The organism is Pandoraea anapnoica (assembly GCF_902459765.1).
Lineage (GTDB): Bacteria > Pseudomonadota > Gammaproteobacteria > Burkholderiales > Burkholderiaceae > Pandoraea > Pandoraea anapnoica.
Map to the genome: position 1 here is coordinate 12,752 of NZ_CABPSP010000006.1, position 26,609 is coordinate 39,360.

Consider the following 26,609-nt stretch of genomic DNA (forward strand, 5'->3'; position numbering starts at 1 on the left):
CAATTTGTAACGAAAACGGCAGGAACACCCGTTATTTAATACTGCGTAAGCAGTCCTCGGATATTCCCGGGCAACGTACACCCGTTCGGAAGCATAACGAGAAAATTGGATGAGTCCGCTCTGCGGCAGTTCCCAAAAACATCGTTAAGGACGGAATCCGGGACGCAGCGTCATCAGCGCGCCCGCCAGTCGTAGCCATTCGTCTTCGGTCGCTGGCAGGCCCAGACGCAGGCTCGGCAGCGTTTGGATGCCATCCACCGACGAAATCGGACGTGCATCGAACAAGCGCGTCCATATGCCTTGTTCAGCCAGTTGCGCGTGCCATTGCGGCGCAAGCGCATGCGGCGTCCAGGCAAATAGCGGTGTGCCAACCGTTGGCCAGTGATGGTCGTACAACAGCGATAACAGTCGTTCACCTTCCTGTAACAGACGTTCCTGAGTCGCACGTTGCCATGCGGTGTCGCACAGGGCCGTTCGCACTGCGAACCTTGCCGGGCCACTGACCGTCCATGCGCCGAGCCGTTCGCTCAGACGTTTGCCAAGCCGTGCCGGGCACAGCGTGAAGCCCGCACGAATCCCTGCCAATCCGAAGAACTTGCCGACCGAGCGCAGGATGACGAGGCCGTCTTCGCCCGCGTGAGGCGTCATCGACGTCGCGGGGGATACGTCCGCGAAGGCTTCGTCGACGATCAGCATGCCGCCGCGTGCGGCCAGCTGTGCTTGCCATTGGGCGAGCGTCTCACGCGAGACGGATCGCGTCGTGGGATTGTCAGGGTTGACCCAGACGAGGTAGTCAACATCCGGCAAGCCCGCTTCGGGTCCGAGCCATGAGACGAGTGTGTGTCCGGCGTGCGCGAACGCCGGTGCGTACTCGCTATACGTCAGCGATGCGACGGCGACGCGCCCCGGGCGAAGCAGCGCGGGCAGCGCGCGGATGACCGCCTGCGAACCAGCGCAGGGCACGACGGTTTCCACCGGTACGCCGTAGTAACGGGCGGCCACGTCGCACAGGTCGTCGAAGGCGTCGGGGAGATCGCGCCAGACATCCGGCGGCGGCATCGGCACCGGATACCCCACGGGATTGATGCCGGTCGACAGATCCAGCCAGTCTTCGCGCGCACGTCCGAACCGGCGGATGGCTTCGCCGAGATTGCCGCCGTGGCGCGGGGCATCGGAGGGAGAAGATGAGGGTGACGGTGGGGGTGCAGCGGGTGATGCAGACATGGCGATCGGAAAGCGAGTTACAGCAGTGTTGTGGGCATGGCATCGGCCTGCGACGCGGCGAACAGCGCCAGCGCGCCGGTGACGATCAGCCACATCCACATGGAACGGGAGATCAGCCGCCATGCGGCCTTGATGTGTTGTGCGGAGGGTTCCATGCCGCAGCCGAGCGGTGGACGCACCTCCCACTCGCCGTGATATCGCGCCGGTCCGCCGAGCTGAACACCGAGGCTACCCGCACCGGCGGCCATCACGGGACCGGCATTGGGGCTGGACCAGGCGCTGGCCTGCGTGCGCCAGCAATCGATGGCACGCGCCACGTCGCCGAAGATCGCGTAGCTCGCTGCCGTCAATCGCGCGGGAATCCAGTTGAGGACGTCGTCGATGCGCGCCGCCGGTCGGCCGAAGTACAGAAACTTGTCGGTGCGATAGCCCCACATCGCGTCGAGCGTATTGGCCAGACGGAACAGCACGACGCCGGGCGCACCGGCAATCGCGAACCAGAAGAGCGCGCCGAAGATGGCGTCGTTGCCGTTCTCCAACGTGGATTCGACGGCGGCGCGCGCAAGATCGGAGGCGTTAGCGTCTTCCGTATCGCGCGAGACGATGCGTGCCGTGAGTGCGCGTGCTTGTTTCAGATCACCGTCGCGCAGGGCGTGAGCGATGGGCATGACGTGTTCGCGCAGACTGCGGGCACCGAGCGCCGCGTACAACGCCAGCGCTTGCCAGACGATGCCGCCCCAGCCAGGCAGGAACGTCAGCGCCCACGCGATCAGTACGGGAATCACGAGCATGATGCACCACGCCCACGTGCCACGCGTCATGGCGCTGAACGGCTTGTCGCGCACCTCGGGATCGTTGAGCCATGCCTCCACACCGTTGGCGATATAGCCGAAGCCGACCAGCGGGTGCCAGCGTCGCGGCTCGCCGAGCCAGGCGTCGAGTAACACACCGATCAATGCGGCAAGCCAGAGCGATTCGGGCGCGAGTCCTGTGAGCATCGGCGAGTGACTCCTATTTTCTCTTATCCCTTGATGGCCATCGGCAGCCCGGCGACCACGAAACGCACGTGCGGCGCCAGCGTGGCGACACGCTGGTTGAGACGTCCGAGTTCATCGACATAACGCCGCGTGAGCGCACCCATCGGGATCACGCCCAGACCGATCTCATTGCTGACGACGACGATCTTGCCGGGCAGCGACATCAGCGTCTGCGCAAGCGTGTCGACGACGCTCTGCCACTGTGCGTCCGTCGCCGGTCCGTCGGGATGATCGTCCGGCGGGCATAGCCAGCCCGCGAGCCACAGCGGCAGACAGTCGACGAGCACGCAATGGCCGTCCCGAGCGACTTCGCTCAGTGTGCGCGCCAGCTCGCGTCCTGCTTCCACCGTTTCCCAATGTCCCGGACGGCTCGCCCGGTGATGCGCAATGCGCGCCTGCATCTCGGGCTCGCCGGTCACGGCGGCCGTCGCGACATAGGTCACGGGCAGGCCGCTGTGCGTGGCGAGATGTTCGGCGAAAGCACTCTTGCCGGAGCGCGCGCCGCCGAGTACGAAGGTGAGATCGGGAGAGTTCGGAACGAGGTCGGTCATGCCGGATATTGTACGAGCGCCCGATGCGATAATCCGCGTCATGAGTGAAATCCCTGTCAAATTCGAAGCGCCTCCCAGCCTGCGTCGCGGCACCCTGATGATCCAGGGGACGTCGTCGGATGCAGGCAAGAGCACGGTCGTTGCGGGCCTGTGTCGTCTGCTGTTGCGCGAGGGCGTGCGCGTCGCCCCCTTCAAGCCGCAGAACATGGCGCTCAACAGTGCCGTGACGGCCGACGGCGGTGAGATCGGGCGCGCACAAGCGTTGCAGGCGCAAGCGGCAGGCGTCGCCCCGCATACCGACTTCAATCCCGTGTTGCTTAAGCCAAGCAGCGACCGGGGCGCACAGGTCATCATCGGCGGCAAGGTCGTGGCCGATCTCGATGCGCGTGCGTATCACGAGTACAAGCCTCGCGCGATGGCGGCGGTGCTGGCTGCGTACGAGCGTCTGCGCACGGGGTACGACGCAGTGTTGGTCGAGGGCGCAGGCAGTCCCGCCGAGGTGAACCTGCGCTCGCGCGACATCGCGAACATGGGCTTCGCCGAGGCGGTCGACGCCCCGGTGCTGCTCGTCGCCGACATCGACCGGGGAGGTGTTTTCGCGCAATTGATCGGCACGCTCGCGTGTCTGTCTGACGGCGAACGTGCGCGCATCAAGGGCTTCGTCATCAATCGCTTTCGCGGCGACCCGTCGTTGCTCACGAGCGGGCTGGAATGGTTGGAGACGAAGACGGGCATTCCGGTGCTGGGCGTGTTGCCGTACCTACACGGGCTGCATCTCGACGGCGAGGACATGCTGCCAGGCGAGCGTCACAAGGCCGCGAGCGGCGAGACGCGTCTGCGCGTGACCGTGCCCGCCTTGCCGCGCATCAGCAATCACACCGATTTCGACGCCTTGCGTGCACATCCGCAAGTTGATTTCCGTTATGTCGGCGCGGGCGAGGCGTGGCCCGCCAGCGATCTGGTGATCCTGCCCGGCAGCAAGCATGTGCGCGCCGATCTCGCGTGGTTGCGCGCCCAAGGGTGGGAGACGGCGATGGCGCGGCATCTACGCTATGGCGGCAAAGTGCTGGGCATCTGCGGCGGCTTGCAGATGCTCGGTGCTGCGATTCACGACCCGCTCGGGCTCGAAGGCGACGCAGGCACGACCGCTGGCCTCGGCTGGATGGAGATCGAAACCACTATGGAGGCCCAGAAGCAACTGCGCGTGGTGGCCGGACGTCTCACCGCCGGTGACGTGCCGGTGAACGGCTATGAGATCCACATGGGGGTGACGCGCGGGGCGGCGCTCGCGCGTCCCGCTGTCTGGCTGGACGCAGACCCACAAGGTGCACAAGGCCCGGTCGCCGACGGCGCCCGCTCGACCGACGATCAGGTCATGGGGACGTATCTGCATGGCCTGTTCGACACCCCCGAGGCACTGCAAGCGCTGCTCACGTGGGCGGGCGCGCGCGATCTGGCGGCGCAGGACTACAACGCGCTGCGCGAGGCGTCGCTCGATCGGCTGGCCGACGCGTTTGCAGCGCATCTGGATTTGTCGCGCGTGTGGGCCTGCCTGCGCTAGCAGGGCGGCCGGTTGGCGCGCCGTCGGCGTTCGTCTCGACGCCGGGCTCAGGCCCTGGCGGGATCGGTCGGATGCGGTACCGTCATCGACCCGTTGTAATATTGGCGATAATCGACCTCGGGGAGTCTGCAATGCCGGTGATTGTGGTGGCGAATCCAAAGGGTGGCGTGGGCAAGAGCACGCTGGCGACGAATCTGGCGGGCTATCTTGCTGCGCAGGGCCATGCCGTCATGCTGGGCGACACGGATCGTCAGCAGTCCTCGCGCGCCTGGCTGGGGCTGCGTCCGCCGGCGCTGCGACCGATTGCCACCTGGGATGTCGACCACAACGAGGTGGCGCGTCCGCCCAAGGGCACAACGCACGCAGTGCTCGATACGCCTGCGGGTTTGCATGGCAAGCGTCTCGACTCGATCCTCAAGCTCGCGGACCACATTCTGGTGCCGTTGCAGCCGTCGATCTTCGATATCCTCGCCACGCGGGATTTTCTCCAGAAGCTGGGCGAAGAGAAGGTGGTGCGTCAGGGAGACGTGCGCATCGGTGTGGTCGGCATGCGTGTGGACGCCCGCACCCGGGCGGCCGATCAGCTCTCGCGCTACTGCGAGGAAGCGGGCCTGCCGGTGCTCGGCATGCTTCGTAGTACGCAGAACTACGTGCAGCTCGCCGCGCACGGACTGACGTTGTGGGATGTGGCGCCGGGGCGTGTCGAGCGCGATCTGCCGCAGTGGGACGGCATCACCAAGTTCGTGGCGCGGTGATGGCCTGATCGGCCGGAGCCGATGGCGCTCAACCGCCGAGCGCAGCTTCGGTGCGATTTACAGCTTTCGCTTACGTCCACCAAATTACGCAGATTGCGGTCAAGATCCTAAAGTCATAGTATCCGCACTGACTACGCTAAAGACTCTTCCCCCTATGGAAAAAGGAGTCTTGTATGCCCCCCGTCACTTCAACGTCGTTCCCCGTCGGTACAACGCCCACTCCTCCGATTCTGACCTCGACGCCGTCGCAACCCGGCCAGATCGGCACAGCGACAACTGAGGGGCGGCCTCACATGTCGACAGACCTGACTCAGGTCAGCCGGTCGCCAGACGTGACGACGACATCGAACTCGACGATTACCGTGAGCGATGTCCCCTCTCCGGGGGATGTGACCGCGTCGGGTGCCCGACGCCAGCAGGTGTTGCGTGCTCAGACCGCTGCATTACCTGATTCCCGAACGGCATCCGGTGCCATAGAGCCAGGTGAAATGTGGGGCCACCTGAAGAATATCAAGGATACGACTGCGCGCTGGGGCATCTGGCTGGACGGGCTCCACAACTACGTGAGTACCCACGGACACATTGGCGTCGAGCCTTTGGTGCTATATGCCAGCGCTATCCACGCATTGTCGCAGGACCCGGACCAAGCGCACCAAACGCATGCCGCAAACGAGATTGTCCGGTTAATGGCGGGTCTCAAAGACGGCGCCCGTTTCGGCGATTTGGATGTAAAAATCAGCCGAGTGCTTCGCGCTGTAGAAATGGCGGAAACATCGCGTCTTATCGCGGAGTGTCTGTTGACCGACATCGAGAGCGATAAGGTGACGGCGAGCTTCGCAGGCAAGCAGCACTTTGTGATTTGGGCACTCAAGACTGTAGACGCGGATGGTCGACTTTTCGACAATGATCGTGTTAGGCGTGCCGATATCACGCGATTGGAACTGGTTTATCAACCCAGCGAAATGCGCGCTCAGACTTGGGCGCATGCGCTGGATCATCATGCTGAGCGCGGTGTTCCCATGAAGGAAGTCGTTCGACCCTTCGCACGAAGTATCGAGTTGATTCCACAGGGTGACGAGCGCGACTCGGCAGTCTCACGATTGGTCAGGACTGTATTGGAGGAAGCGAGCCGCGCAGACGACCCGGCGCCGTCGGTGTCGGCGACCATTCACGAAACCCTCATGGGAGCAAGCGACGAGACTGTGCGGCTAGGTCTTGCAAAGAGGTTCTTCGACAAGGCAGAGGGCACGATGAAGAAGACGGTGCGGGACGCGCTTATGGGGGGGTACGATGCGTTTTCTCCGACGCAAGCGTTCGCGTTGAAGGATTACCTTCCCGGCTATCTGCCCTGAATTCCCGCGACCTGGGCCTTAAGGTCTTGCCGGAATGCAAAACGCCCGCGGCGAATGCCGCGGGCGTTGATGATTCCTCGTGAAACGCGTCCAGGATTATCGACGCAGCGCCTTACTTTGCCTGAGCGGCTTCGAAGGCACGGGTCTCTTCCCACGCTTGCAGCGGCACGTGATCGCGCTCGCCCTTCTGCACGTTCTTCTCGCCGACGAACACCAGCTTGGGCTTGAAGCCAGCCAACACTTCCTTTTCTTCGACTTGTGCGTATGACACGATGATCACGATGTCGCCGAGCTGCGCGCGACGTGCAGCCGCGCCGTTGAGCGAGATCATGCCGCTGCCACGCTCGCCGCGAATGGCGTAGGTCGTGAAACGTTCGCCGTTGTTGACGTTGAAGATGTCGATTTGCTCATTTTCGACAAGGCCCGAGGCTTCGAGCAGGTTTTCGTCGATCGCGCACGAGCCTTCGTAATGCAATTCGCAATGCGTTACGGTGGCGCGGTGGATCTTCGACTTGAGCATGGTGCGGTACATGGCGTGCCTCTTGTGTTGCGATGTGTTGCGATGCCGCGCACGCTGCGCGACGAAGAATGTGCGCGCGGAATCGGCGAAGTGCCGACACGCGCACGGCTTGCGCCTGGAGCCCTTCGCGACGGTCACTGAACCGTGCGCGGCGGGCCCGGCGCTCAAATTTCGAGGTTGTCGATCAGACGCGTTGCACCCAGCTTGGCGGCAGCGAGCACCACCAGGCTTTCTGCCGGTGCCGCGCCCGGGGCTGGCACTCGCAGATTGGCGCGCTGGCGAATCGACACGTAGTCCGGCTTCCAGCCGCGCTCGGTCAGCGTCTTCATGGCCGAGGCTTCGAGCGCTGCGTAGTCGGTGCTGCCACCGTTCACGGTGTCGCGGATTTCATTGAGCAGACGATACAACTGCGGCGCTTCGGCGCGCTCGGCATCCGACAGATAGCGGTTGCGCGAGGACAGGGCGAGGCCGTCGTCGGCGCGCACCGTCTCGGCGGCAATGATCTCGATGGGCAGTGCGAACTGACGGCACATGCTGCGCACGATCATCAGTTGCTGGTAGTCCTTCTTGCCGAAAACGGCCACACGCGGCTGCACGCAGGAGAACAGCTTGGTCACGACCGTGCACACGCCTTTGAAGAAGCCGGGGCGGAACTCGCCTTCGAGAATGTCGCCCAGATCGTGCGGCGGCTCGACGCGGTATTCCTGCGGCTCCGGATACATCTCCTTCTCGTCCGGCGCAAACAGCACGTAGACGTTCTCGCGCGTGAGCTTCTCGATGTCGTCCATCATCGTGCGCGGGTACTTGTCGAAATCCTCGTTCGGCCCGAATTGCAGACGGTTCACGAAAATGCTGGCGACCACCGGATCGCCGTGCTGGCGTGCGAGCCGCATGAGCGAGAGATGGCCTTCGTGCAGATTGCCCATTGTGGGCACGAAGGCAACGCGATTCTGTCCGCGCAGTTGGTCGCGCAGTTCGTGAATCGAAGGGATGACTTTCATGGGGCGCTCAGTTTGGGGTGTAAGTCAGGCGGACGTAGATCGGCGCAAACGGTTCGGCCTGCGTGATCTCCAGCAGCGACTCGCGCGTGAGTTCGAGCATGGCGATGAAGTTGACCACCACGACCGGCACACCGCGCGTGACATCGAAGAGTTCGGTGAACTCCATGAAACGCGCGCCTTGCAGGCGTCGCAGAATCTGGCTCATGTGCTCGCGCACCGAGAGTTCTTCACGGGAAATCTTGTGATGCTGAACAAGCTTGGCGCGACGCAGCACCTCGGCCCACGCGGCGCGCAGGTCTTCGGCGTCCACATCGGGAAAGCGCGGCTGAAGGCTTTGCTCGATATAGACCTGTGAGCGCAGGAAGTCACGGCCGAGCACCGGCAGCGTATCGAGCTTTTGCGCGGCGAGCTTCATCTGCTCGTACTCCAGCAGACGACGCACCAGTTCGGCGCGCGGATCTTCCGCTTCCTCGCCGGTGTCGGCCTTTTTCACCGGCAGCAGCATGCGCGACTTGATCTCGATGAGCATCGCCGCCATCAGCAGATACTCGGACGCCAGTTCCAGATTGGTCCGGCGGATCTGTTCCACATAGAGCAGGTACTGCTTCGTGACCTGCGCCATCGGAATGTCGAGCACGTTGAAGTTCTGCTTGCGGATCAGATACAGCAACAAGTCGAGCGGGCCTTCGAAGGCTTCGAGGAAGATCTCGAGGGCGTCCGGCGGAATGTAGAGATCGTTCGGCAGCGCGAACAGCGGCTCGCCATAAAGACGTGCGCGCGCCACACCGTCGACCGTATCGGGTGTCGAGTCCTGTCCGTCGTGCGGGGCTGGCAGCTCGGTGGCCGAACCACCGGTGCCACTTGCACCCGCCGAGCGCGACGTTGCGGCGGCTGCGGCCTCGCCGGTCGCGCCTTCGGGGGCGCTGGCGTCGGCCGCGTCCACGTCGACCGACCCGCTTTGGGCCGGAATTTCCTGCGAACCGTCGTTTCGGCCATCTTCCGGCGCTGGGTCGGCAGCAGCGCTTGCCACGGGATCGACGTGCTCAGGCACCGGCGCGATCTCGGGGATCGGGTCGGGCGTGAACGACGGATCGTCGGGCGTACTTGGATTCAATGCGGAACTCGGCCGGGGGCGGCGATTTACTCGCTTTGGTAGACGTACGGCTGCTGGGCCACACGCGATTGCTGGGCGCGGCTGCGCTCTTCCATATCAATCGGATGCTTGTCCCACAGCAGGGCGCGACCCTTGCGTTGCTCCGCTTCCAGCGTCGGCTTCTCGGTCTTGAGTTGCTTGATGAATTGGGTGATGTCGGACTCGTACATGGTCGATTGCTTGAAAAATAGGCAAAAGCGGCACCGTCGGGACGGTGCCAATCGACGCAGATTCTACCGCAAACCCGTCGCTGTTCGGTGTTTTGGCATTTTGGGCGATTTGCCCGAATTTAGGCCGTATGGGTGAACCGCACTCCCGGATATGTTCAAATACGAGTCACATACGCAATGCGCGGTGTCTCGTTGTGCCATGCTGGCGGGCATCGTGCGTTTGAGCATTCCTCACGGCACGCCGGACCACCGGCGGCGATATTTCCAAGGAAGGTTTTGACCGTCTCGCAGATCAAATCCGGACACGACGCTGGCCGTCGCCTTGGCGTGCGCATTTCAGTACGCCCATTAGTTCGCTCATTAGCAGGTCCATTCCCGCATCTCCAGGGCATTCGCAGTCTGCCTACCCGACTGCTGAGCCTGGCGGCGCTGGCTTGCGGCCTGTGCGCATCCGGTCTGGCGCAAGCCGACTATCGGGTGCGTGTCGACGCGCCCAAAGACATCGCCAAGCTCCTGAAGGACAACCTCGACGTCGTGCGTTACGCCTCGCGCGACGATATCGGCGAGGCCCAGTTCGAGCACATCGTGGCTACCATCGGCGAGCAGGTGCAGGAACTGACGTCGACCGAGGGCTATTTCTCGCCCGTCACCCATGTGGATGTCGCGACCATCAACGGCAAGCGCGATGTCGACATCAAGGTCGAGGCGGGGCCTCGAACGCATATCAAGGACGTCGATCTCAAGTTCACCGGCCCGGTCGCCGAGCAGGATCCGCAGCGCGTTGAGCAGTTGCGCAACGCCTGGGAGCTGCCCGTGGACGCGCCCTTTCGCCAGTCCGACTGGGACAAGGCGAAGAACGACACCCTGTTCCAACTGGGACAGAAGCGCTACCACGCCGCGAAGATGACATTCTCGCGCGCCGTGGTCGACGCCGATAACGATGCCGCCTCGCTCGCCGCGACCTACGAAAGCGGCCCGCCGTTCACGCTCGGGCCGCTGGTGATCACTGGCACGCGTCGCTATCCCGCACAGATCATCCGCAACGTCAATCCGCTGTCCGAGGGCGAGGCCTTCGACGCCGACCGCTTGCAGGAACTGCAACGCCAGATTCAGGCGACGCCGTACTTTTCCAACGTGATCATTTCGGTGACGGAAGACCCGTCGAAGGCCGAACTCGCGCCGGTGGAAGTGAACGTGCGCGAATTCCCCCAGCAGCGCGTGCAAAGCGGTGTCGGCTACACGACGGACACGGGCGCGAGCATCAACGGGCGCTACTCGTACTACAACTTGTTCGGCAAGGCGTGGACGTTCGATTCGCAAGCGCGTCTCGAACAGTACCGACAGGGCGGCTACGCCGAAATCGGCATGCCGCCTGACGAGAGCGCGTACACCAACAGCCTGCGCGGGTCGTTCGACCGCACCTATCTGAACGGTCTCGACCAGCGCTCGACGCAGGTCGGCATCAAGCGTGCGCGCTCGCGCGAGCGTTACGACTGGGCTTACACGCTGGACTTCTATCGTACGGACGAGCGTCCCGATGGTGGCGAGCGTTTCCTCAACAAGGCACTCGTGCCTGCGTTCTCGTGGAACCGTCGCGATGTCGACGACCTGATCTTTCCGCGCAGGGGCAACATCATCAACACGCAGCTCGGCTTCGCCGCCAAGCCGCTGTTGACTGATCAGAGTTTCGCGCGGCTCTACGGCCGTATTCGCCAGTACTTCCCGGTCGGACAGCGCGATCTCGTGCTGGCGCGCCTGGAACTCGGAGCGGTGCTGACGAACGGCAACAGCAACCGGATTCCGTCGTCGCTGCTGTTCTTCGCGGGTGGCACGTCGTCGATTCGAGGCTACACGTATCAGAGCATCGGCCGTCAGCAGAACGGGACGACCTTCCCGACGAAGTACCTCGCGACGGCAAGCCTCGAATATCAGCGCTGGGTCACGCGCGACTGGGGCGGCGCGGCGTTCTGGGACGTGGGTACGGCGACCGACGACTACCGACATCCCACACCGCTCTATCACGGTGTCGGTTTGGGGGTGCGCTGGCGCAGCCCTGTCGGCCCGGTGAACCTCGATCTCGGATACGGCGTGAATGACCGGCGTTTCCGTCCGTCGATCTCGCTTGGGGTGGCCTTCTGATGATGAAGATGCTGCTCGATACCTTGAAGCCGATGACCGCCATGACCGATGTTCGCGATGTGGGGCAAGGCAGCCACAGCGCACAGGGCGCCGGGCGAGAACCCACGGAACCCACATTGACGCGCCCCGGCGCGCAGGGCACGGACGGTGGCGGTAACGTGCCGCCGGATAACGCGTACGCACCGCCGCCACCGCCAAGTCGCCGCCGCTGGGGACGCGCACTCGCGGGCATCGTTCTCGCGATGCTGCTGACCGTCGTACTCGCCATCGGCGCGCTGGTGTGGGCAATGTCGAACGAGCGCGGTAGCCGCTGGCTATGGCAGACGGCCGTCTCGACGCTCGGCGGCAAGCTCTCTGGAGAATGGCGCAGCGGCAGCGTGTTGCACGGCTTCACGCTGAGCGACATGCGCTACTCGGATGGTGCGACCCGCATCACTGTCAGCAGGCTCGAAAGCCGTTGGGATCTCGGCTTGCGTCCGCTGCATTTCACCGTCGACAAGCTCCATGCGGGCGATGTGGATCTGGCCTTCGCGCCGTCCCCGCCGTCGAACACGCCGACGACGATGCCGACAAGCTTGCGTCTGCCGTTGGGATTGACGCTGAACGACGTGCGCGTGGCGAAGCTCACGCTGCACTCGCCCGCGCTCGTGCTTGAAGACATTCGCGTGGCGGGTCGTAGCGATGGCACGCAGCATGCGGTGCAGATCGAGCATCTCGGCACGCCGTATGGCGAAGCGCAAGCCAGTCTGCAACTGAACGGGCAGCGTCCGTTTGCGCTGAACGGCAACGTCGGATTGCAGGCCAAGGCGGGTGACATTCCCGTCGCGCTCAAAGCCGATTTGTCCGGCTCGCTCGACGCCCTCGTCGTCGACTTGACGGCCAGCGGCGAGAAGCTGAACGGGACGGCGCACATCGCGGCGTCGCCGTTCGGTCCGGTGCCGCTCTCGCGCGCGCAGATTGCGCTCGATCACCTCAACCCGCGCGATTTCGCACCGGGTGCGCCGCAGGCGGACCTCGCCGTGCAGACCGACTTGCGACCGCAACCGGGTGCAAAGGAATTCCGCGTGTTGGGGCCGGTGTCGGTGACCAACGCGAAGCCCGGCGCGATCGATGCGGGCTGGCTGCCGGTGGAAAGTTTGCGCACGCAAGTGTTGCTCGATGCGACGCGTCAGGCATTGACAGGCATCGAGTTGAAACTCGCGGGCCGCGCCGTGTTGACCGGCAGCGGTGAGCTGCGACGCGAGAAGGTGGCGGCGACGGCGAGCGCACCCGCGCCTGCAACCCCGGCGACGTCTTCCGCAAGCGTAGCCAGTACCGCGAGTGCTGCTATGGCCGCGAACGAGACCACGGCCGATGCCGAAGCGACCGTCGGCGGTTTCGCCTTCACGATGCGCGACCTCGATCTGCGCGCGTTGTACGGCAAGCTGCCCGCGACGAAGCTCGGCGGCCCGCTTGACGTCAAGCTCGACGCAACCGGCCAGCGCATCGTGCTCGACTGGCGCGACGCGGCACGTCGTGTGCTCGCCGACGTCGGTCTAGACGCAAAGGGCACCACGATTCACGCGCTGTCGCTCGATGCCGGTAATGGCAAGGTCGCAGCAACCGGCGTGCTGGAGAACGGCGACACCGGCGCTTACAAGGCGCAGATCAAACTGACGCGTTTCGACCCCGCCGCGTGGTACGACCTTTACGGTCCCCAAAAGTCCGGGGCAAAGGCGCCGGTCGCCAGCGTCACCGGTCAGTTCGATGCACAGGGCGCGCTGCGTCCCGATTTCGGTCTGGCGCTGAAGTTCGCGTTGCAGGATAGCGTCTACGCCGACCTGCCGATGAGCGGTGCGGGCACGGTGAAGCTGGCTGGCACGCGCTTGTTGCCGAGCGATGCGAACCTGCTCGTCGCAGGGAACAAGGTCGTGCTGCGCGGCAGCTTCGGCGCGCCCGGCGACAAGATGGCGGTAAACGTCGACGCGCCGTCGCTCGACAAGCTGGGCTTCGGTCTGGCAGGCCGTCTGCAACTGGACGGTCAGGTGTCGGGCACGATGGAGCGTCCGGTGGTTGCCGCAACACTGGCCGCCGACAAACTCGTGTTCGGCGCGCAAAAGCTGGAGCATCTGGCCGGTAAGGTGGATGTCAGCGGTGGTTTGCCTGGCGTCGCGAGCGATCGTCTGAATGTCACGCTCGACGGACAGGGTTTCGCCAGCAGCGTCGCACGACTCGACAAACTGTCGCTGGCATTGGCGGGCACGCGAGGCGCGCACACACTGCATCTGAAGGCCGCAGGCAAGGTGCGCGAAGCGCCGCTCGACATGAATCTCGACGCTTCGGGTGCCGTGACCAACGCAGGCGGCAAGCCGGGTTGGAAGGGTACGATCCAGACGCTCGAAAATCGTGGCGTGCCGAAGCTGACTCTTGCGTCGCCCTGGCAGATCGAAGCGAGTGCGAAGCGCGTGCATCTCGGTGCAGCGAAGCTCGTGACGGGCGCCGGTGCGCTCTCGCTCGCAAACTTCGATTACGGTGGCGGCCAACTGAAGACAGCTGGCACGATCGACACGCTCGAAGTCGCGCAGGTGCTGCGTGTCGTGCAGTCGTTCACCGGCGAGGTGCCGCCGATTGCCAGCGACCTCGTGCTCGACGGCAAGTGGAACGTGAGCGCAGGTCAGCGTGCGGATGGCTTCGTGGAAATCGTGCGTCGCAGTGGCGACATCACGCTGCGTCGCGGCGGCGTGAACGACCACGTCAAGGTGACGATCACCGGCATTCCCGGTCTGAGCGCGGAGAAGGGCGGCGTGGGCGCGCGCGTGCCGCTAGGCATCTCGGAGTTGCGCACCCGAATCGATCTGTCGGGGCAGTCGGCGCGCACGACGCTCAAGGCCGTGTCCTCGCTGGTCGGCACGGTCGACGCCGATGTGCAAACCGGGCTGCGCGTGCAGGGCGGCATTCCGGACGTACCCGACGATGCGCCGCTCACCGGTCGCATCGCCGTCGCGATTCCGAACCTCTCGAAGTTCGAAGACCTCGCCGGTGCACAGTTCGCCTTCAAGGGCCGCGCCAACTTGCAGGTGGCACTGGCGGGTACGGTGGCGAAGCCGCGTCCGACCGGGGAACTGACGGCCGACGACCTTTCGGTGCAGATGTTCGACACGGGCGTGAGCGTGAAGGACGGCAAGATGCGCATCGCGCTCACGCCGACGGAGATCGTGCTGCGCGACGTGGTCGTGACCGGTGGTGGCGGCGGTACGGCGCGTGCAACGGGCAACATCCGTCTCGATACGCCGGAGCCGACGCTCGCCATCACGCTTGCCGCAGACAAGTTGCAACTGTTCGCTGCACCTGACCGTCAGTTGTCGCTCACGGGCGAGGCCAAGGCCACGGGCAGCGGCGAAGCGATCGCCGTGAACGGCAGCTTCACCGTTGACCGAGCGCGCTTCGCGTTGCCGCCCACGACCGCGCCGAAGCTGGGCGACGACGTCGTGGTGGTGCGCGGCGGCGCTCAGGCACGGGCCAAGCCACTCGATCCGAAGGAGGAAGCGGCGCGCATCAGCGAGAAGCTAGCCAGTCGGTTCTCGCCGCACATCAACGTCGAAGTGAATCTGGGGCGCGATTTCCGCTTCATCGGGGCAGGGGCTGATCTCTTGCTGCGTGGCAGTATGCGTGTGCAAAGCGATCCGCTCACACCGATGCGCGGGACCGGCACGATCACGGTGGCGGAAGGCACGTACGAAGCGTTTGACCGCAAGCTGGCCATCGAGCGAGGGGAGATCAACTTCGTCGGCCCGCTGAGCAACCCGAACATCTACATTCAGGCCATGCGTCGCAATCAGGAAGTGGCCGCCGGGGTGTTGGTGACGGGCACGGTGCGCCAGCCGCGCGTGACGCTCGTCTCCGAGCCGAACGTGTCCGACGAAGAGAAGCTGTCGTGGTTAATGTTCGGCCACGGTCCCGACGGCGCGGGCCTCGGCCAGCGTCAGGCGATGGCCGGTGCGGCGACGGCGCTGCTCGGTGCTACGGGCGGCAAGCGCATCATCAAGGATCTGGGCATCGATGAGTTCAGTATCGGCACCAGCGATTCCGGGCTGGCCGACGACGAGCAGGTCGTCAAGGTCGGCAAGGCGATCTCGGACAACTTCTCGTTGGGATACGAGCAAAGTCTGACGAGTGCGGCGAGTATCGTGAAGATCACGTGGCAGATATCGCGCCGCTGGCAACTGGCGCTGCGCACAGGTTCGCTGTCCGGCTTCGATGTGCTGTTCAACCGGCGCTTCGACTGATGCAGTGACATTGCTGCATCTGTGATGCGGGAGTACGACCGATCACAGGGAACAACAGAGAAGAGGAGGGTAACGATGAAAACGTCGCTCGATTTCGAACTTGGGGCGCGCGAATCAGGTGCACGCCGGGGCCTTCGTTGGGGAGTCGCTATGGGATTGCTTGCGAGTCTGTTGGGACTGTTCGGCTGCGATCAGCAGCAAATCGACAAGGTGCGTGAAAAGGCACGCGACACGTTCAACGCCGTCAAGCCGGACGATCTGATGCTGCGCGACCTCAAACCGGGCGTCACGACCGAGGCGCAGGTGCGCGATCAGATGGGCAAGCCCGAGATCGTATGGGAGAACGACGACGGTTCGCGCCGTCTCGAATATCCGCGTTCACCGGGCGGGTTGCGGACCTATATGGTGGACATCGCCGCCGACGGCAAGCTGCGCAGCGTGACGCAGGCGCTCTCGGCGGAGAACTTCCAGCAGGTGCAGCCGGGCATGTCGCAGGACGATGTGCGGCGTCTGCTCGGCAAGCCGACGACCGTCGCGGAATATCGTCTGAAGAAGGAGACGGTGTGGAGTTGGCGCTGGCTTGAGGACGGCGTGAACACGCCGGGCATGTTCAACGCCCATTTCGGCCCGGACGGCCGCGTCACGGTGACGTCGCGCTCGCCGGATCCGGCGTCGGAGCGGCCCTGACGGTTGCGCGTTACTGCGTTGCCTGCGACGCTTGCGTCTGATGACCGGCGCGGCGGTCGCGATGCGTCACCATCCGGTTGTGCAGACGCGTGATGATCCGGCTGCCGGTCTTCTCGAACATGAACGGCAGCACCGCATGGACGAGACACGCAAGGCATGCGCCGAGCAGGGGCAGGGCGAACGACAGCGAAGTCCCCATGTGCTGGAGATAATTTTCGCCGACTGAAGCAGGATGTTGAGTGAAGATTTTCATGGCGAGCTTTTTTTCGGAATGTTTCTGAAGTCTACTTGCCGTCACCGGGTAAAGGTTTCCAAATCTTCCCTCAAATGGGGTAGGATTTGGAAAAATTTTCCTCCCGGGTGTCATTGTGGATAAAACCGATCTCGCAATTCTCGAAAATCTGCAATCCGATGCCTCGCGCTCACTCGGTGAACTGGCGGAAGCGGTGCATCTGTCGCCCACGCCTTGCTGGCGACGCGTGCAGCGTCTGCGCGAAAGCGGCGTGATCACTGGACAGGTGACGCTGTGCGATCCGCAGCAACTCGACCTGCGCGTCACGGCGTTCGTCTTCATCAAGGCGGCAACGCACAGCGAGGACTGGATGGTCCGTTTTGTCGCGGGGGCGCGGGAATTGCCCGAAATCGTCGAAATTCATCGCATGGCGGGCGAGATCGACTATCTGCTCAAGGTCTACCTGCCCGACATTGCGGCCTACGACCGTTTCTACAAAAAGCTCATCCGCGTGGCGGATCTTCAGGACATCAGCGCCAGCTTTTCGATGGAGACGGTGAAGTTCACCACGGCGTTGCCGGTGGACCACTTGCGATAAGCGAGCCCATCGACGCCCCAAAACAAAACACCCCGAGGCCGGATCATCGGTGCTCGGGGTGTTTCGCTTTCGGGACTGCGCGTCTTACTTCACGCGCATGCCGGGCTTCGCGCCGTTGTGCGGCTCAAGAATGTAGATACCCGGATCGGCTTTCTCGTCGGCGGCCGAAGCGGCGAGCACCATGCCCTCCGACAGACCGAACTTCATCTTGCGCGGCGCGAGGTTCGCGACCATCACCGTCAGCTTGCCCACGAGCACTTCGGGTTGCGGATACGCCGACTTGATGCCGGAGAAGACGTTGCGCGTTTGCGCTTCGCCCACGTCGAGCGTGAGCTGCAGCAGCTTGTCCGAGCCTTCGACGGCCTTGCAATCGACGATGCGCGCAATGCGCAGATCGATCTTGGCGAAGTCGTCGATGGTGATGATGCCGTCGTCGGCCTTCTCTGTCGCTTTCTCGACTTTTTCGGACTTGGCCGCCTTGTCCTTGCCCTTCGCTGCTGCGGCGTCGGCCACCGGGGCCGTCGCTTGCAGCGAGTCGCGGTTCGCTGCGAGCAGCGCTTCGACTTGCTTGCCTTCGACGCGCGTCATCAGATGCTTGTACGCGTTGATGGCGGCATCGGCGGTGAGCGGACGGTCCACGTCCTGCCACGTCTGCGGGGCGATGTTCAGGAACTGCTCCACCGCCTGCGACGTCGTCGGCAGCACTGGCTTGAGGTACAGCGTCAGCAAACGGAATGCCTCCAGACATACCGAGCATGCCTCGTGAAGGGCCGCGGCCTGTGCCGGATCCTTCGCCAGATCCCATGGCTTGACCGTATCGACGTAACCGTTGATCGCGTCGGCCTGTTCCATCACCAGACGCAGGGCCTTGCCGAACTCACGACCTTCGTAATACGCGGCGATCTGCGGGGCGGCGGCACGCACCTGTGCGAGCAGCGGTGCGTTCATGGCATCCGCCGAGACACGGCCGTCGAAACGCTTGATCAGGAACCCGGCGGCACGGCTGGCAATGTTCACGTACTTGCCGACCAGATCGCTGTTCACCCGGGCGATGAAGTCATCGAGGTTCAAATCGAGGTCTTCCATCGTGTTGCCGAGCTTGGCACCGATGTAATAGCGCAGCCATTCCGGATTCAGCCCCGTATCGATGAAGCTCTGGGCCGTGATGAACGTGCCGCGCGACTTCGACATCTTCTGGCCGTCCACGGTCAGGAAGCCGTGGGCGTACACGTTGGTCGGCGTGCGATGGCCCGAGAATTCGAGCATCGCCGGCCAGAACAGCGTGTGGAAGTACATGATGTCCTTGCCGATGAAGTGGTACTGCTCGGTTGTGGAACCGGGCTTGACCCATTCGTCGAAGTTCAGACCGCGCTTGGCGCACAGGTTCTTGAAGCTGGCGTAGTAGCCGACCGGTGCGTCGAGCCACACATAAAAATACTTGCCCGGCGCGCCCGGAATCTCGAAGCCGAAGTAGGGTGCATCGCGCGAGATGTCCCAATCGGCGAGCGTCGATTCGCCATCTTCACCGAGCCACTCTTTCATCTTGTTCGCGGCTTCGGGCTGGGCGAGGCCCGACACCCACTTGCGCAGGAACTGCTCGCAGCGCTTGTCCGAGAGCTTGAAGAAGTAGTGCGTCGACGTCTTGCGAATCGGCGTGGCACCCGAGACGACCGAGTACGGATTGAGCAGGTCGGTCGGCGCGTAGGTCGAGCCGCAGACTTCGCACGAGTCGCCGTACTGATCCTTTGCGCCGCACTTCGGGCATTCGCCCTTGATGAAGCGGTCCGGCAGGAACATCTCCTTGACCGGGTCGTAGGCCTGTTCGATGTCGCGCGCCTCGATCAGGCCCTGTTCCTTCAGGGCGAGATAGACGTTTTCGGACAATTCGCGGTTCTCTTCAGAATCCGTCGAATAGTAGTTGTCGAACGAGATGTTGAAGCTGTCGAAGTCGCGCTTGTGTTCCGTCCACACGCGCTCGATCAGTTGCCTGGGCGTGAGGCCTTCCTTCTCGGCGCGCAGCATGACCGGCGTGCCGTGCGTATCGTCCGCGCCAACGTAGTAGACCTCATGGCCCTGCATTCGCATGAACCGTACCCAGATGTCGGTCTGGATGTATTCCACCAGGTGACCGATGTGAATCTGGCCATTGGCGTACGGCAGTGCGGATGTGACAAGAATGCGGCGGGACATGTGGTTTGACTATGTGGGTTGAAGGTTGCGGGAAGGGACGATTCTAGCAGGCGGGCGGCGCCCGCGCCCAAACTGACGTCCGGGCAGGGGGGTGTCGTGGAAAAGCGAGCGGCCAAAAAAAAAGCCGGAACGAGGTTCCGGCATAACTAGGCACACGTAACGTCAATAACAAAGAGGAGATGAAAGCGCCCACGGTAGGCACTTCCGAAGGGTCTGAGCGATGGGGCAGGGGATTAGTTCAATCGATGTGCCGACTTTCGATGCTGCGTTGCAGCATGCGGGTGTCCGGAGGGCTGCTGGAGGGCGGAAGCGCGCATGCCCGGCGGACCGGGCATGCGTTTGGACGGACTGAGCGAGTGTCAGTCCGCTAGCGCGCGGCGAGTCGCTTAGCGCGGCGCCTGCTGTTGTTGCTGGGGCGCTTGCAGGAGAATTTCCACGCGACGGTTCTGCGCGCGGCCTTCTGCCGTAGCGTCCGAGGCGACCGGCTGGCTGGAGCCGACGCCCATGCCTTGCAGACGGCGAGCGTCCACGCCGCGCGAGGTCAGATACTGGATGACCGCATTGGCACGATTTTGCGAGAGCGGGATGTTGATGCGATCGCCGCCGGTGCTGTCGGTGTGGCCGATGACTCGGGCCGTGATGCCCGGATTCTGGTTAAGCGAGTTCGCCAGATCGGTGAGCACGGCGGCGAAGTTCGGCTTGATGGCGTACTGGTTCGTGTCGAACGTCACGTCGCTCGGCACGTTGACCTGAAGCTGACCGTCCGGGCGCTCGGAGATCTGGGTGCCGGTGCCGGCCGTGTGACCGCCCAGCGTGTTCTTGATGGACTGCCAGTTGTAGCCCGTGGCACCGCCTGCGGCTGCGCCGACCGCCGCGCCGATCAGGGTGCCGGTGGTGTTGCCTCCGATGAGGTTGCCCAGCCCCGCCCCGACCGCTGCGCCGACACCGGTGCCGACTGCTGTGTTGGTACCCTGCGGCGTCTGGCACCCGGCCAGCATAGCGGCCGAGACCAGTACCAGCGCGGAAGCGCGCAGAGTGTTCTTGTTCATTTGAGGCTCCTTATCGATTAGCTAGCTGTGATGAAACACGCGTAAGCACTTCGTTGAAGCACGCGCGCGCCGCAGGGGTTTTGAGCCTGACGGCGCGACGTCTTTTACAATAGCGCTGAGCTTCAACCGCAGGCAAGGACATCTTGCCGCGACGGCTGGTTCCCCATAACACGCGCGCCTCGAATGCTAGTCGAGAGCGTGCGCCACGGTTGTTACAAGTTGTTAGCGCTATGCCGGGTTGTCCCGGTGCGCCCCGACAGAGCGAGAGACCCACATGGAAGTCGCCCAAATCAATGAAGTGCTGCGTGGCATCGTCGACCCGGATACGGGCCTGGACCTGATCGCTGGCAAGTATGTGAAGCAGGTTGCGGCCGAGCACGGCCACGTCGGGATTCAGATCGAGTTCGGTTATCCCGCCAAAAGCCAGTTCGAAGCCATGCGCGCGCGCATTACCGAGGCCGTCGGCAAGTTGCCCGGGGTCGAGCGCGTGGCCATCGAAATCGGCCAAAAGATCGTAGCGCACACCGTACAACGCGGGGTGAAGCTCCTTCCCAATGTCAAGAACATCGTGGCCGTAGCCTCGGGTAAGGGCGGCGTGGGCAAGAGCACCACGGCCGTGAATCTGGCGCTCGCGCTGGCGGCCGAAGGGGCCAATGTCGGCATTCTCGATGCAGACATCTACGGCCCATCGCTCCCGACCCTGCTGGGCATTCACGGCAAGCCGGAATCGAAGGACGGCAAGACCCTCGAACCGATGAACGGTCACGGCCTGCAGGCCAGCTCCATTGGCTTCCTGATCGAGCCCGACAATCCCATGGTCTGGCGTGGCCCGATGGTCACGCAGGCGCTCGAACAACTGCTCAACCAGACCAATTGGCACGACCTCGACTATCTGATCGTCGATATGCCGCCGGGCACGGGCGACATCCAGCTCACGCTCGCCCAGAAGGTGCCGGTCACGGGCGCGGTCATCGTGACCACGCCGCAGGATCTGGCGCTGCTCGACGCGCGCAAGGGTCTCAAGATGTTCGAGAAGGTCGGCGTGCCGATTCTCGGGCTGATCGAGAACATGAGCCTGCATATCTGCTCGAACTGCGGTCACGAGGAGCCGATCTTCGGCGTGGGCGGCGGCGAGCGCATGAGCCATGATTTCGACGTCGATCTGCTGGGCAAGCTGCCGCTGGAGATGAGCATCCGCGTGCACGCAGACGCCGGTATGCCGAGCGTGGTGGGCGACCCGGACGGCCGTGTGGCCGAGCTGTACAAGGCTATCGCCCGCAAGGTCGCGGTGAAGATTGCGGCGCGCCAGAAGGACATGACGAGCAAATTCCCGTCCATCGTCGTGCAGAACACGTAAGGACGGCATGAGGGCAGCATGAAGACGGGGTAGGCACGTCACAAAGCCCGTCGGGCCGGACTGAGAGGTCCGGCGCGGGGCGCTGCGAGTGAAAACATCACCGCACCGCAACATTCGCGTAAAATATGCCCACTTTTTACGTACTACCCCAATTCAGGCCCACACATGAGCATCAAGTCCGACAAATGGATCCGTCGTATGGCCGAGGAGCACGGCATGATCGAGCCCTTCGAGCCGTCGCAGATCCGGTATTCCCAGGACGGGCAAAAGATCGTCAGCTACGGCACGTCGAGCTATGGCTACGACATTCGCTGTGCGCCTGAATTCAAAGTCTTCACGAACATCAACTCGACGATCGTCGATCCGAAGAACTTCGACGAGAAGTCCTTCGTCGACGTCGAGAGCGATGTCTGCATCATTCCGCCGAACTCGTTCGCGCTCGCGCGCACCGTCGAGTACTTCCGCATTCCGCGCAGCGTACTGACCGTGTGCCTTGGCAAGTCGACGTATGCCCGCTGCGGCATCATCGTGAACGTAACGCCGTTCGAACCCGAATGGGAGGGCTACGTGACCCTGGAATTCTCGAACACGACGCCGCTGCCGGCCAAAATCTACGCCAACGAAGGCGTGGCTCAGGTGCTGTTCTTCGAATCCGACGAAGTCTGCGAGACCTCGTACAAGGATCGCGGGGGCAAGTATCAGGGACAGCGTGGTGTCACGCTGCCGAAAACCTAGCCTGATACGTTAACTCGCCGCCGGTGAGCACCCCACACATCGCAATGCCCCAGAGCCACGGCCATGTCGGACCGTGGCTCGTTCTTTTGTCGAAGGAACGCCAATGAAATTCCGTTTTCCGATCGTCATCATCGACGAGGACTTCCGCTCCGAAAACATTTCCGGATCCGGGATTCGCTCTTTGGCGGAGGCTATCGAAGCCGAGGGCATGGAGGTCAACGGCCTCACCAGCTACGGCGACCTGACCTCGTTTGCGCAGCAGGCGAGCCGCGCGTCAAGCTTCATCCTGTCCATCGACGACGACGAGTTCGGCACGTTCTCGAGCGAAGCCGGCGGTGAAGGCGAGGGCGAACTCGCGCTGGCCATCATCAACCTGCGTGCCTTCGTGCAGGAAGTGCGCCGACGCAATCCGGACATTCCGATTTTCCTGTACGGCGAGACGCGCACATCGCGTCACATTCCGAACGACATCCTGCGCGAGCTGCACGGCTTCATTCACATGTTCGAAGACACGCCGGAGTTCGTGGCGCGTCACATCATCCGTGAAGCGAAGTCGTACCTCGACTCGCTGCCGCCGCCGTTCTTCCGCTCGCTCACGCACTACGCGGCCGACGGTTCGTACTCGTGGCACTGCCCGGGACACTCGGGTGGCGTGGCGTTCCTGAAGAGCCCGGTCGGTCAGATGTTCCACCAGTTCTTCGGCGAGAACATGCTGCGTGCCGACGTCTGCAACGCCGTGGAAGAACTCGGCCAGTTGCTCGACCACAACGGTCCGGTGGGCGCGTCCGAGCGCAACGCTGCGCGCATCTTCAACGCCGATCACCTCTTCTTCGTGACGAACGGTACGTCGACGTCGAACAAGATCGTCTGGCACGCCACGGTCGCGCCGGGCGATATCGTCGTGGTCGACCGCAACTGCCACAAATCGATCCTGCACGCGATCACGATGACGGGTGCGGTGCCGGTGTTCCTCACGCCCACGCGCAACCACCTCGGTATCATCGGCCCGATCCCGAAGTCGGAATTCGAGCCGGACGTTATTCGCGCCAAGATCGAAGCCAACCCGTTCGCGCGCGAAGTGCTTGAGCGCGACCCGAACGCCAAGCCGCGCATTTTGACGATCACGCAAAGCACGTATGACGGTGTGATCTACAACGTCGAAATGATCAAGGACGTGCTGGGTAACAACATCGACACGCTGCACTTCGACGAAGCCTGGCTGCCGCACGCGGCGTTCCACGAGTTCTACCGCGACATGCACGCCATCGGCGAAGGCCGTCCGCGCTCGTCGGAAGCGACCATTTACGCCACGCACTCCACGCACAAACTGCTCGCAGGGATTTCGCAAGCGTCGCAGATCGTGGTGCAGGATTCGGAAGCACGCACGTTCGATACGTATCGTTTCAACGAAGCGTATCTGATGCACACGTCGACCTCACCGCAGTACGCGATCATCGCGTCGTGCGACGTGGCCGCCGCCATGATGGAGCCGCCGGGCGGCACCGCGCTGGTCGAAGAGTCGATTGTCGAAGCGCTCGACTTCCGCCGTGCTATGCGTAAGGTGGATCTGGAGTACGGCGATTCGTGGTGGTTCTCGGTCTGGGGTCCGGAGAATCTGGGCGACGAGGGCCCGATCCAGCGCGAGGACTGGGTGCTGCGGGCGAACGACCGCTGGCATGGCTTCGGCGATCTGGCCGACGGTTTCAACATGCTCGACCCGATCAAGGCGACGATCATTACGCCGGGGCTGGACGTGGGCGGCGAGTTCGGCGAGAGCGGCATTCCGGCCGCCATCGTCACGAAGTATCTCGCCGAGCACGGCATCATCGTGGAGAAGACCGGCCTGTACTCGTTCTTCATCATGTTCACGATCGGCATCACCAAGGGCCGCTGGAACTCGATGCTGACCGAGTTGCAACAGTTCAAGGACGACTACGATCACAACCGCCCGCTGTGGCGTGTGCTGCCGGAGTTCGTGGCGCAGTTCCCGCGCTACGAGCGAATCGGTCTGCGCGATCTGTGCGATCAGATCCACAGCGTGTACAAGGCGAACGACGTGGCGCGCGTGACGACCGAGATGTACCTCTCGGACATGCAACCGGCGATGAAGCCGACGGACGCCTTCTCGAAGCTGGCGCACCGCCAGATCGACCGGGTGCCTATCGACGATCTCGAAGGCCGTGTCACGAGCGTGCTGCTCACGCCGTACCCGCCGGGCATTCCGCTGTTGATTCCGGGCGAGCGCTTCAACGCCGCGATCATCGAGTACCTGCGTTTCGCGCGCGACTTCAACGAGCGCTTCCCTGGCTTCCACACCGACATTCACGGTCTGGTGGTGGAGGAAGTCGACGGCCGTCCCGAGTACTTCGTGGATTGCGTGCGACAGTAAGCGCATTCGCCATTCGGCGATAAGCCGGATCGCTGCGAAGCGAGTCCGGCGCGGCCGGAGCATCCGGTCGATAAACGTCAGGAAAGTACGGCCCCTTGTGAAAGCATGGGGCCGTTTTTTTCAAGCTCGGCGAGTGAGGTTGCGGTGGTGCGGTCGCATACTCCGATTGGCGATGTGCAACTTGCGTAATTCGCTCATCGCCGTTTCCGTCGCAACCCTAATCCCCGAAAATCTCGATAAACATCTGTGAAATCCCGCGAAAATCTCGCCAACGTCCGTGGCGTCGCCTAAAACGGCAATTTAGTGGGTGGACTCGAACACGTAGTTTTTGGGACTTTTCCCATCATTTTCTTGGGATGTCATTGCTACACTCGTCGCATTTTTCGAGTGGAGGGGGAGAGGTCATGGACGTCACGAGGGAACTGGTGTTCAGCACCTACGGCACACTCGTCTGCGCCACGTTGGTGTTGCTGCTGGGGCGCAAGCTTGTCGAATGGATCGCGCCGCTGCGCACCTACAGCATCCCCGAGCCAGTGGCGGCTGGCCTGCTGGTGGCCCTCGGCACCCTGGCGTTGCGTCAGTTCGGACACTTCGAACTGCGATTCGACACTTCGTTGCAAGGCCCGCTGATGCTGGCGTTCTTCGCGACCATCGGCCTCTCGGCGAATCTCGCAAGCCTGCGGGCAGGTGGCAGGCAGCTGGTGCTTTTCGTGGGTGTTGTGGCGGGCATGCTGATCATGCAGAACGCCATCGGTGTCGGGCTGGCTGTCTCGATGGGGCTGGCACCGGGCGTGGGGCTGCTGGGCGGCTCCATCACGCTCGCTGGCGGGCATGGAACGGGCGCAGCCTGGGGCGAGACGCTCACCACGCGCTACGGCGTGCAGTCGGCACTTGAAATTGCGATGGCGTGCGCCACGTTCGGGCTGGTGATGGGCGGTTTGCTGGGCGGGCCGGTCGCGCGCTATCTGGTGGGACGCCGTCTCGGCGGCAAAGTCCCTGGCCTTGAGGCGACGAAGGATGCTGCACCAGAAGGCTTCGAGCAACCGTATACGGTGCGTCTGATCACGGCGCAGGCATTGATCGAGACGGTAGCGATGATCGCCATCTGTCTGCTCGGTGGCGAGTTGATTGCGGCAGGGCTGTCGGATACGCCATTCGAATTGCCGACGTTCGTCTGCGTGCTCTTTACGGGCGTTCTCGTGCGCAACCTGCTGTCGCTCGTCCGCTACGAGGTGTTCGACCGTTCGCTGTCCGTGTTGGGGAACGTGAGTCTGTCGTTGTTTCTCGCGATGGCGCTTATGGCGCTGCGACTGTGGGACCTCTCGACGCTGGCCGTACCGATGATCGTGATTCTCGTGACGCAGGCGGTCGCGATGGCGGCGTATGCCATCTTCGTCACGTTTCGCGTGATGGGCAGCAACTACGACGCGGCCGTGCTCGCCGCAGGTCACTGCGGCTTCGGACTGGGCGCGACGCCAACGGCGATTGCCAACATGCAGGCGGTGACGGAGCGCTTCGGTCCGTCGCACCTCGCGTTCCTGATCGTGCCGATGGTTGGGGCGTTCTTTATCGACATACTGAACGCGCTCATCATCAAGGGCTTCCTGTCATTGCCGTTGTTCTGACGACGGTTCGTCCGGCGCA

The 26,609-nt window shown here is 63.3% G+C and carries 21 protein-coding genes; 11 read left to right on the forward strand and 10 right to left on the reverse strand.

Going from position 1 to position 26,609, the window contains the following annotated elements; all coding sequences use genetic code 11:
• Window positions 1-144: 144 nt before the first annotated feature.
• Genes cobD through cobU form a run of 3 tightly spaced genes read right to left on the reverse strand, consistent with a single transcriptional unit; the run spans window position 145 to window position 2,812 of the window.
• Window positions 145-1,224 carry a threonine-phosphate decarboxylase CobD gene (cobD, locus tag PAN31117_RS11535; RefSeq protein ID WP_150738312.1) on the reverse strand — a complete coding sequence of 360 codons (1,080 nt, stop codon included), beginning with the start codon at window positions 1,222-1,224 and terminating at the stop codon, window positions 145-147.
• Window positions 1,225-1,241: 17 nt separating this feature from the next.
• Window positions 1,242-2,222, reverse strand: a complete 981-nt coding sequence (cbiB, locus tag PAN31117_RS11540) for an adenosylcobinamide-phosphate synthase CbiB (protein ID WP_150738313.1) — start codon at window positions 2,220-2,222, stop codon at window positions 1,242-1,244.
• A gap of 23 nt (window positions 2,223-2,245) precedes the next feature.
• Complete coding sequence (gene cobU / locus PAN31117_RS11545; protein ID WP_150738314.1) at window positions 2,246-2,812, reverse strand: bifunctional adenosylcobinamide kinase/adenosylcobinamide-phosphate guanylyltransferase; 567 nt, start codon at window positions 2,810-2,812, stop codon at window positions 2,246-2,248.
• Between the two features lie 40 nt (window positions 2,813-2,852).
• Between cobU and PAN31117_RS11550 the strand changes: the two genes are divergently transcribed.
• The 3 genes from PAN31117_RS11550 (at window position 2,853) to PAN31117_RS11560 (ending at window position 6,480) form a co-directional block, all read left to right on the forward strand.
• Window positions 2,853-4,373: a cobyric acid synthase gene (locus PAN31117_RS11550; RefSeq protein ID WP_150738315.1), complete on the forward strand. Its 1,521-nt coding sequence runs from the start codon at window positions 2,853-2,855 to the stop codon at window positions 4,371-4,373.
• A 131-nt stretch (window positions 4,374-4,504) separates the two neighbouring features.
• Entirely contained in the window at window positions 4,505-5,128 is a 624-nt protein-coding gene (locus PAN31117_RS11555; RefSeq protein ID WP_150738316.1) for a nucleotide-binding protein, read from the forward strand.
• A 293-nt stretch (window positions 5,129-5,421) separates the two neighbouring features.
• The gene (locus tag PAN31117_RS11560; RefSeq protein ID WP_150738317.1) at window positions 5,422-6,480 is read left to right on the forward strand and encodes a hypothetical protein; all 1,059 of its coding nucleotides are present in this window, start codon (window positions 5,422-5,424) and stop codon (window positions 6,478-6,480) included.
• A 112-nt stretch (window positions 6,481-6,592) separates the two neighbouring features.
• Here the strand turns inward: PAN31117_RS11560 and panD are convergent, their stop codons facing one another.
• From panD to PAN31117_RS11580, 4 genes are all read right to left on the reverse strand, one after another.
• Window positions 6,593-7,012 carry an aspartate 1-decarboxylase gene (panD, locus tag PAN31117_RS11565; protein WP_150738318.1) on the reverse strand — a complete coding sequence of 140 codons (420 nt, stop codon included), beginning with the start codon at window positions 7,010-7,012 and terminating at the stop codon, window positions 6,593-6,595.
• Window positions 7,013-7,164: 152 nt separating this feature from the next.
• The gene (gene panC / locus PAN31117_RS11570) at window positions 7,165-8,001 is read right to left on the reverse strand and encodes a pantoate--beta-alanine ligase (RefSeq protein ID WP_150738319.1); all 837 of its coding nucleotides are present in this window, start codon (window positions 7,999-8,001) and stop codon (window positions 7,165-7,167) included.
• Between the two features lie 7 nt (window positions 8,002-8,008).
• Entirely contained in the window at window positions 8,009-8,836 is an 828-nt protein-coding gene (locus tag PAN31117_RS11575) for a segregation and condensation protein A (protein WP_044457839.1), read from the reverse strand.
• A gap of 305 nt (window positions 8,837-9,141) precedes the next feature.
• Window positions 9,142-9,324, reverse strand: coding sequence for a DUF3460 family protein (locus PAN31117_RS11580; protein WP_150738320.1), 183 nt, complete (start codon window positions 9,322-9,324; stop codon window positions 9,142-9,144).
• A 390-nt stretch (window positions 9,325-9,714) separates the two neighbouring features.
• On the opposite strand from PAN31117_RS11580, the gene PAN31117_RS11585 reads away from it, so the two are divergent.
• The 3 genes from PAN31117_RS11585 to bamE all read left to right on the forward strand — a co-directional run bounded on the left by PAN31117_RS11585 (window position 9,715) and on the right by bamE (window position 16,415).
• Window positions 9,715-11,463, forward strand: a complete 1,749-nt coding sequence (locus tag PAN31117_RS11585; RefSeq protein WP_370855753.1) for an autotransporter assembly complex protein TamA — start codon at window positions 9,715-9,717, stop codon at window positions 11,461-11,463.
• Complete coding sequence (locus tag PAN31117_RS11590; protein WP_150738321.1) at window positions 11,463-15,728, forward strand: translocation/assembly module TamB domain-containing protein; 4,266 nt, start codon at window positions 11,463-11,465, stop codon at window positions 15,726-15,728. Before PAN31117_RS11585 ends, PAN31117_RS11590 begins: the two co-directional genes overlap by 1 nt.
• 150 nt (window positions 15,729-15,878) lie before the next feature.
• Window positions 15,879-16,415, forward strand: coding sequence for an outer membrane protein assembly factor BamE domain-containing protein (gene bamE, locus PAN31117_RS11595; protein WP_039400006.1), 537 nt, complete (start codon window positions 15,879-15,881; stop codon window positions 16,413-16,415).
• 10 nt (window positions 16,416-16,425) lie between these two features.
• Here bamE and PAN31117_RS11600 read toward each other — a convergent pair whose 3' ends face one another.
• Window positions 16,426-16,668 carry a DUF6356 family protein gene (locus PAN31117_RS11600; RefSeq protein ID WP_150738322.1) on the reverse strand — a complete coding sequence of 81 codons (243 nt, stop codon included), beginning with the start codon at window positions 16,666-16,668 and terminating at the stop codon, window positions 16,426-16,428.
• Between the two features lie 115 nt (window positions 16,669-16,783).
• On the opposite strand from PAN31117_RS11600, the gene PAN31117_RS11605 reads away from it, so the two are divergent.
• On the forward strand, window positions 16,784-17,245 hold the full coding sequence (locus PAN31117_RS11605) for an Lrp/AsnC family transcriptional regulator (RefSeq protein ID WP_039403921.1): 462 nt from the start codon (window positions 16,784-16,786) through the stop codon (window positions 17,243-17,245).
• 84 nt (window positions 17,246-17,329) lie between these two features.
• On the opposite strand, the gene metG is transcribed toward PAN31117_RS11605, so the two are convergent.
• Both metG and PAN31117_RS11615 read right to left on the reverse strand, forming a co-directional pair.
• Entirely contained in the window at window positions 17,330-19,435 is a 2,106-nt protein-coding gene (gene metG, locus PAN31117_RS11610; RefSeq protein WP_150738323.1) for a methionine--tRNA ligase, read from the reverse strand.
• A 386-nt stretch (window positions 19,436-19,821) separates the two neighbouring features.
• Complete coding sequence (locus PAN31117_RS11615; RefSeq protein ID WP_150738324.1) at window positions 19,822-20,484, reverse strand: YiaD family glycine zipper/OmpA-like lipoprotein; 663 nt, start codon at window positions 20,482-20,484, stop codon at window positions 19,822-19,824.
• A 274-nt stretch (window positions 20,485-20,758) separates the two neighbouring features.
• On the opposite strand from PAN31117_RS11615, the gene apbC reads away from it, so the two are divergent.
• The 4 genes from apbC to gltS all read left to right on the forward strand — a co-directional run bounded on the left by apbC (window position 20,759) and on the right by gltS (window position 26,590).
• Window positions 20,759-21,841 carry an iron-sulfur cluster carrier protein ApbC gene (gene apbC, locus PAN31117_RS11620; RefSeq protein WP_150738325.1) on the forward strand — a complete coding sequence of 361 codons (1,083 nt, stop codon included), beginning with the start codon at window positions 20,759-20,761 and terminating at the stop codon, window positions 21,839-21,841.
• Window positions 21,842-22,006: 165 nt separating this feature from the next.
• A complete protein-coding gene (gene dcd, locus PAN31117_RS11625; RefSeq protein ID WP_039373928.1) occupies window positions 22,007-22,576 on the forward strand; it encodes a dCTP deaminase in 570 nt (189 codons plus the stop codon).
• Between the two features lie 103 nt (window positions 22,577-22,679).
• On the forward strand, window positions 22,680-24,965 hold the full coding sequence (locus PAN31117_RS11630) for an arginine/lysine/ornithine decarboxylase (RefSeq protein ID WP_150738326.1): 2,286 nt from the start codon (window positions 22,680-22,682) through the stop codon (window positions 24,963-24,965).
• Between the two features lie 404 nt (window positions 24,966-25,369).
• Window positions 25,370-26,590, forward strand: coding sequence for a sodium/glutamate symporter (gltS, locus tag PAN31117_RS11635; protein ID WP_150738327.1), 1,221 nt, complete (start codon window positions 25,370-25,372; stop codon window positions 26,588-26,590).
• Window positions 26,591-26,609 lie beyond the last annotated feature (19 nt).

Excerpts from the sequence above, each read along its gene's own strand:
- dcd (WP_039373928.1), top strand. The coding sequence starts at position 22,007 with ATGAGCATCAAGTCCGACAAATGGATCCGTCGTATGGCCGAGGAGCAC.
- PAN31117_RS11580 (WP_150738320.1), bottom strand. The coding sequence starts at position 9,324 with ATGTACGAGTCCGACATCACCCAATTCATCAAGCAACTCAAGACCGAG.
- PAN31117_RS11630 (WP_150738326.1), top strand. The coding sequence starts at position 22,680 with ATGAAATTCCGTTTTCCGATCGTCATCATCGACGAGGACTTCCGCTCC.
- PAN31117_RS11550 (WP_150738315.1), top strand. The coding sequence starts at position 2,853 with ATGAGTGAAATCCCTGTCAAATTCGAAGCGCCTCCCAGCCTGCGTCGC.
- PAN31117_RS11615 (WP_150738324.1), bottom strand. The coding sequence starts at position 20,484 with ATGAACAAGAACACTCTGCGCGCTTCCGCGCTGGTACTGGTCTCGGCC.
- metG (WP_150738323.1), bottom strand. The coding sequence starts at position 19,435 with ATGTCCCGCCGCATTCTTGTCACATCCGCACTGCCGTACGCCAATGGC.
- PAN31117_RS11560 (WP_150738317.1), top strand. The coding sequence starts at position 5,422 with ATGTCGACAGACCTGACTCAGGTCAGCCGGTCGCCAGACGTGACGACG.
- bamE (WP_039400006.1), top strand. The coding sequence starts at position 15,879 with ATGGGATTGCTTGCGAGTCTGTTGGGACTGTTCGGCTGCGATCAGCAG.
- apbC (WP_150738325.1), top strand. The coding sequence starts at position 20,759 with ATGGAAGTCGCCCAAATCAATGAAGTGCTGCGTGGCATCGTCGACCCG.
- PAN31117_RS11555 (WP_150738316.1), top strand. The coding sequence starts at position 4,505 with ATGCCGGTGATTGTGGTGGCGAATCCAAAGGGTGGCGTGGGCAAGAGC.
- cbiB (WP_150738313.1), bottom strand. The coding sequence starts at position 2,222 with ATGCTCACAGGACTCGCGCCCGAATCGCTCTGGCTTGCCGCATTGATC.
- cobU (WP_150738314.1), bottom strand. The coding sequence starts at position 2,812 with ATGACCGACCTCGTTCCGAACTCTCCCGATCTCACCTTCGTACTCGGC.
- cobD (WP_150738312.1), bottom strand. The coding sequence starts at position 1,224 with ATGTCTGCATCACCCGCTGCACCCCCACCGTCACCCTCATCTTCTCCC.
- panD (WP_150738318.1), bottom strand. The coding sequence starts at position 7,012 with ATGTACCGCACCATGCTCAAGTCGAAGATCCACCGCGCCACCGTAACG.
- PAN31117_RS11590 (WP_150738321.1), top strand. The coding sequence starts at position 11,463 with ATGATGAAGATGCTGCTCGATACCTTGAAGCCGATGACCGCCATGACC.
- gltS (WP_150738327.1), top strand. The coding sequence starts at position 25,370 with ATGGACGTCACGAGGGAACTGGTGTTCAGCACCTACGGCACACTCGTC.
- panC (WP_150738319.1), bottom strand. The coding sequence starts at position 8,001 with ATGAAAGTCATCCCTTCGATTCACGAACTGCGCGACCAACTGCGCGGA.
- PAN31117_RS11600 (WP_150738322.1), bottom strand. The coding sequence starts at position 16,668 with ATGAAAATCTTCACTCAACATCCTGCTTCAGTCGGCGAAAATTATCTC.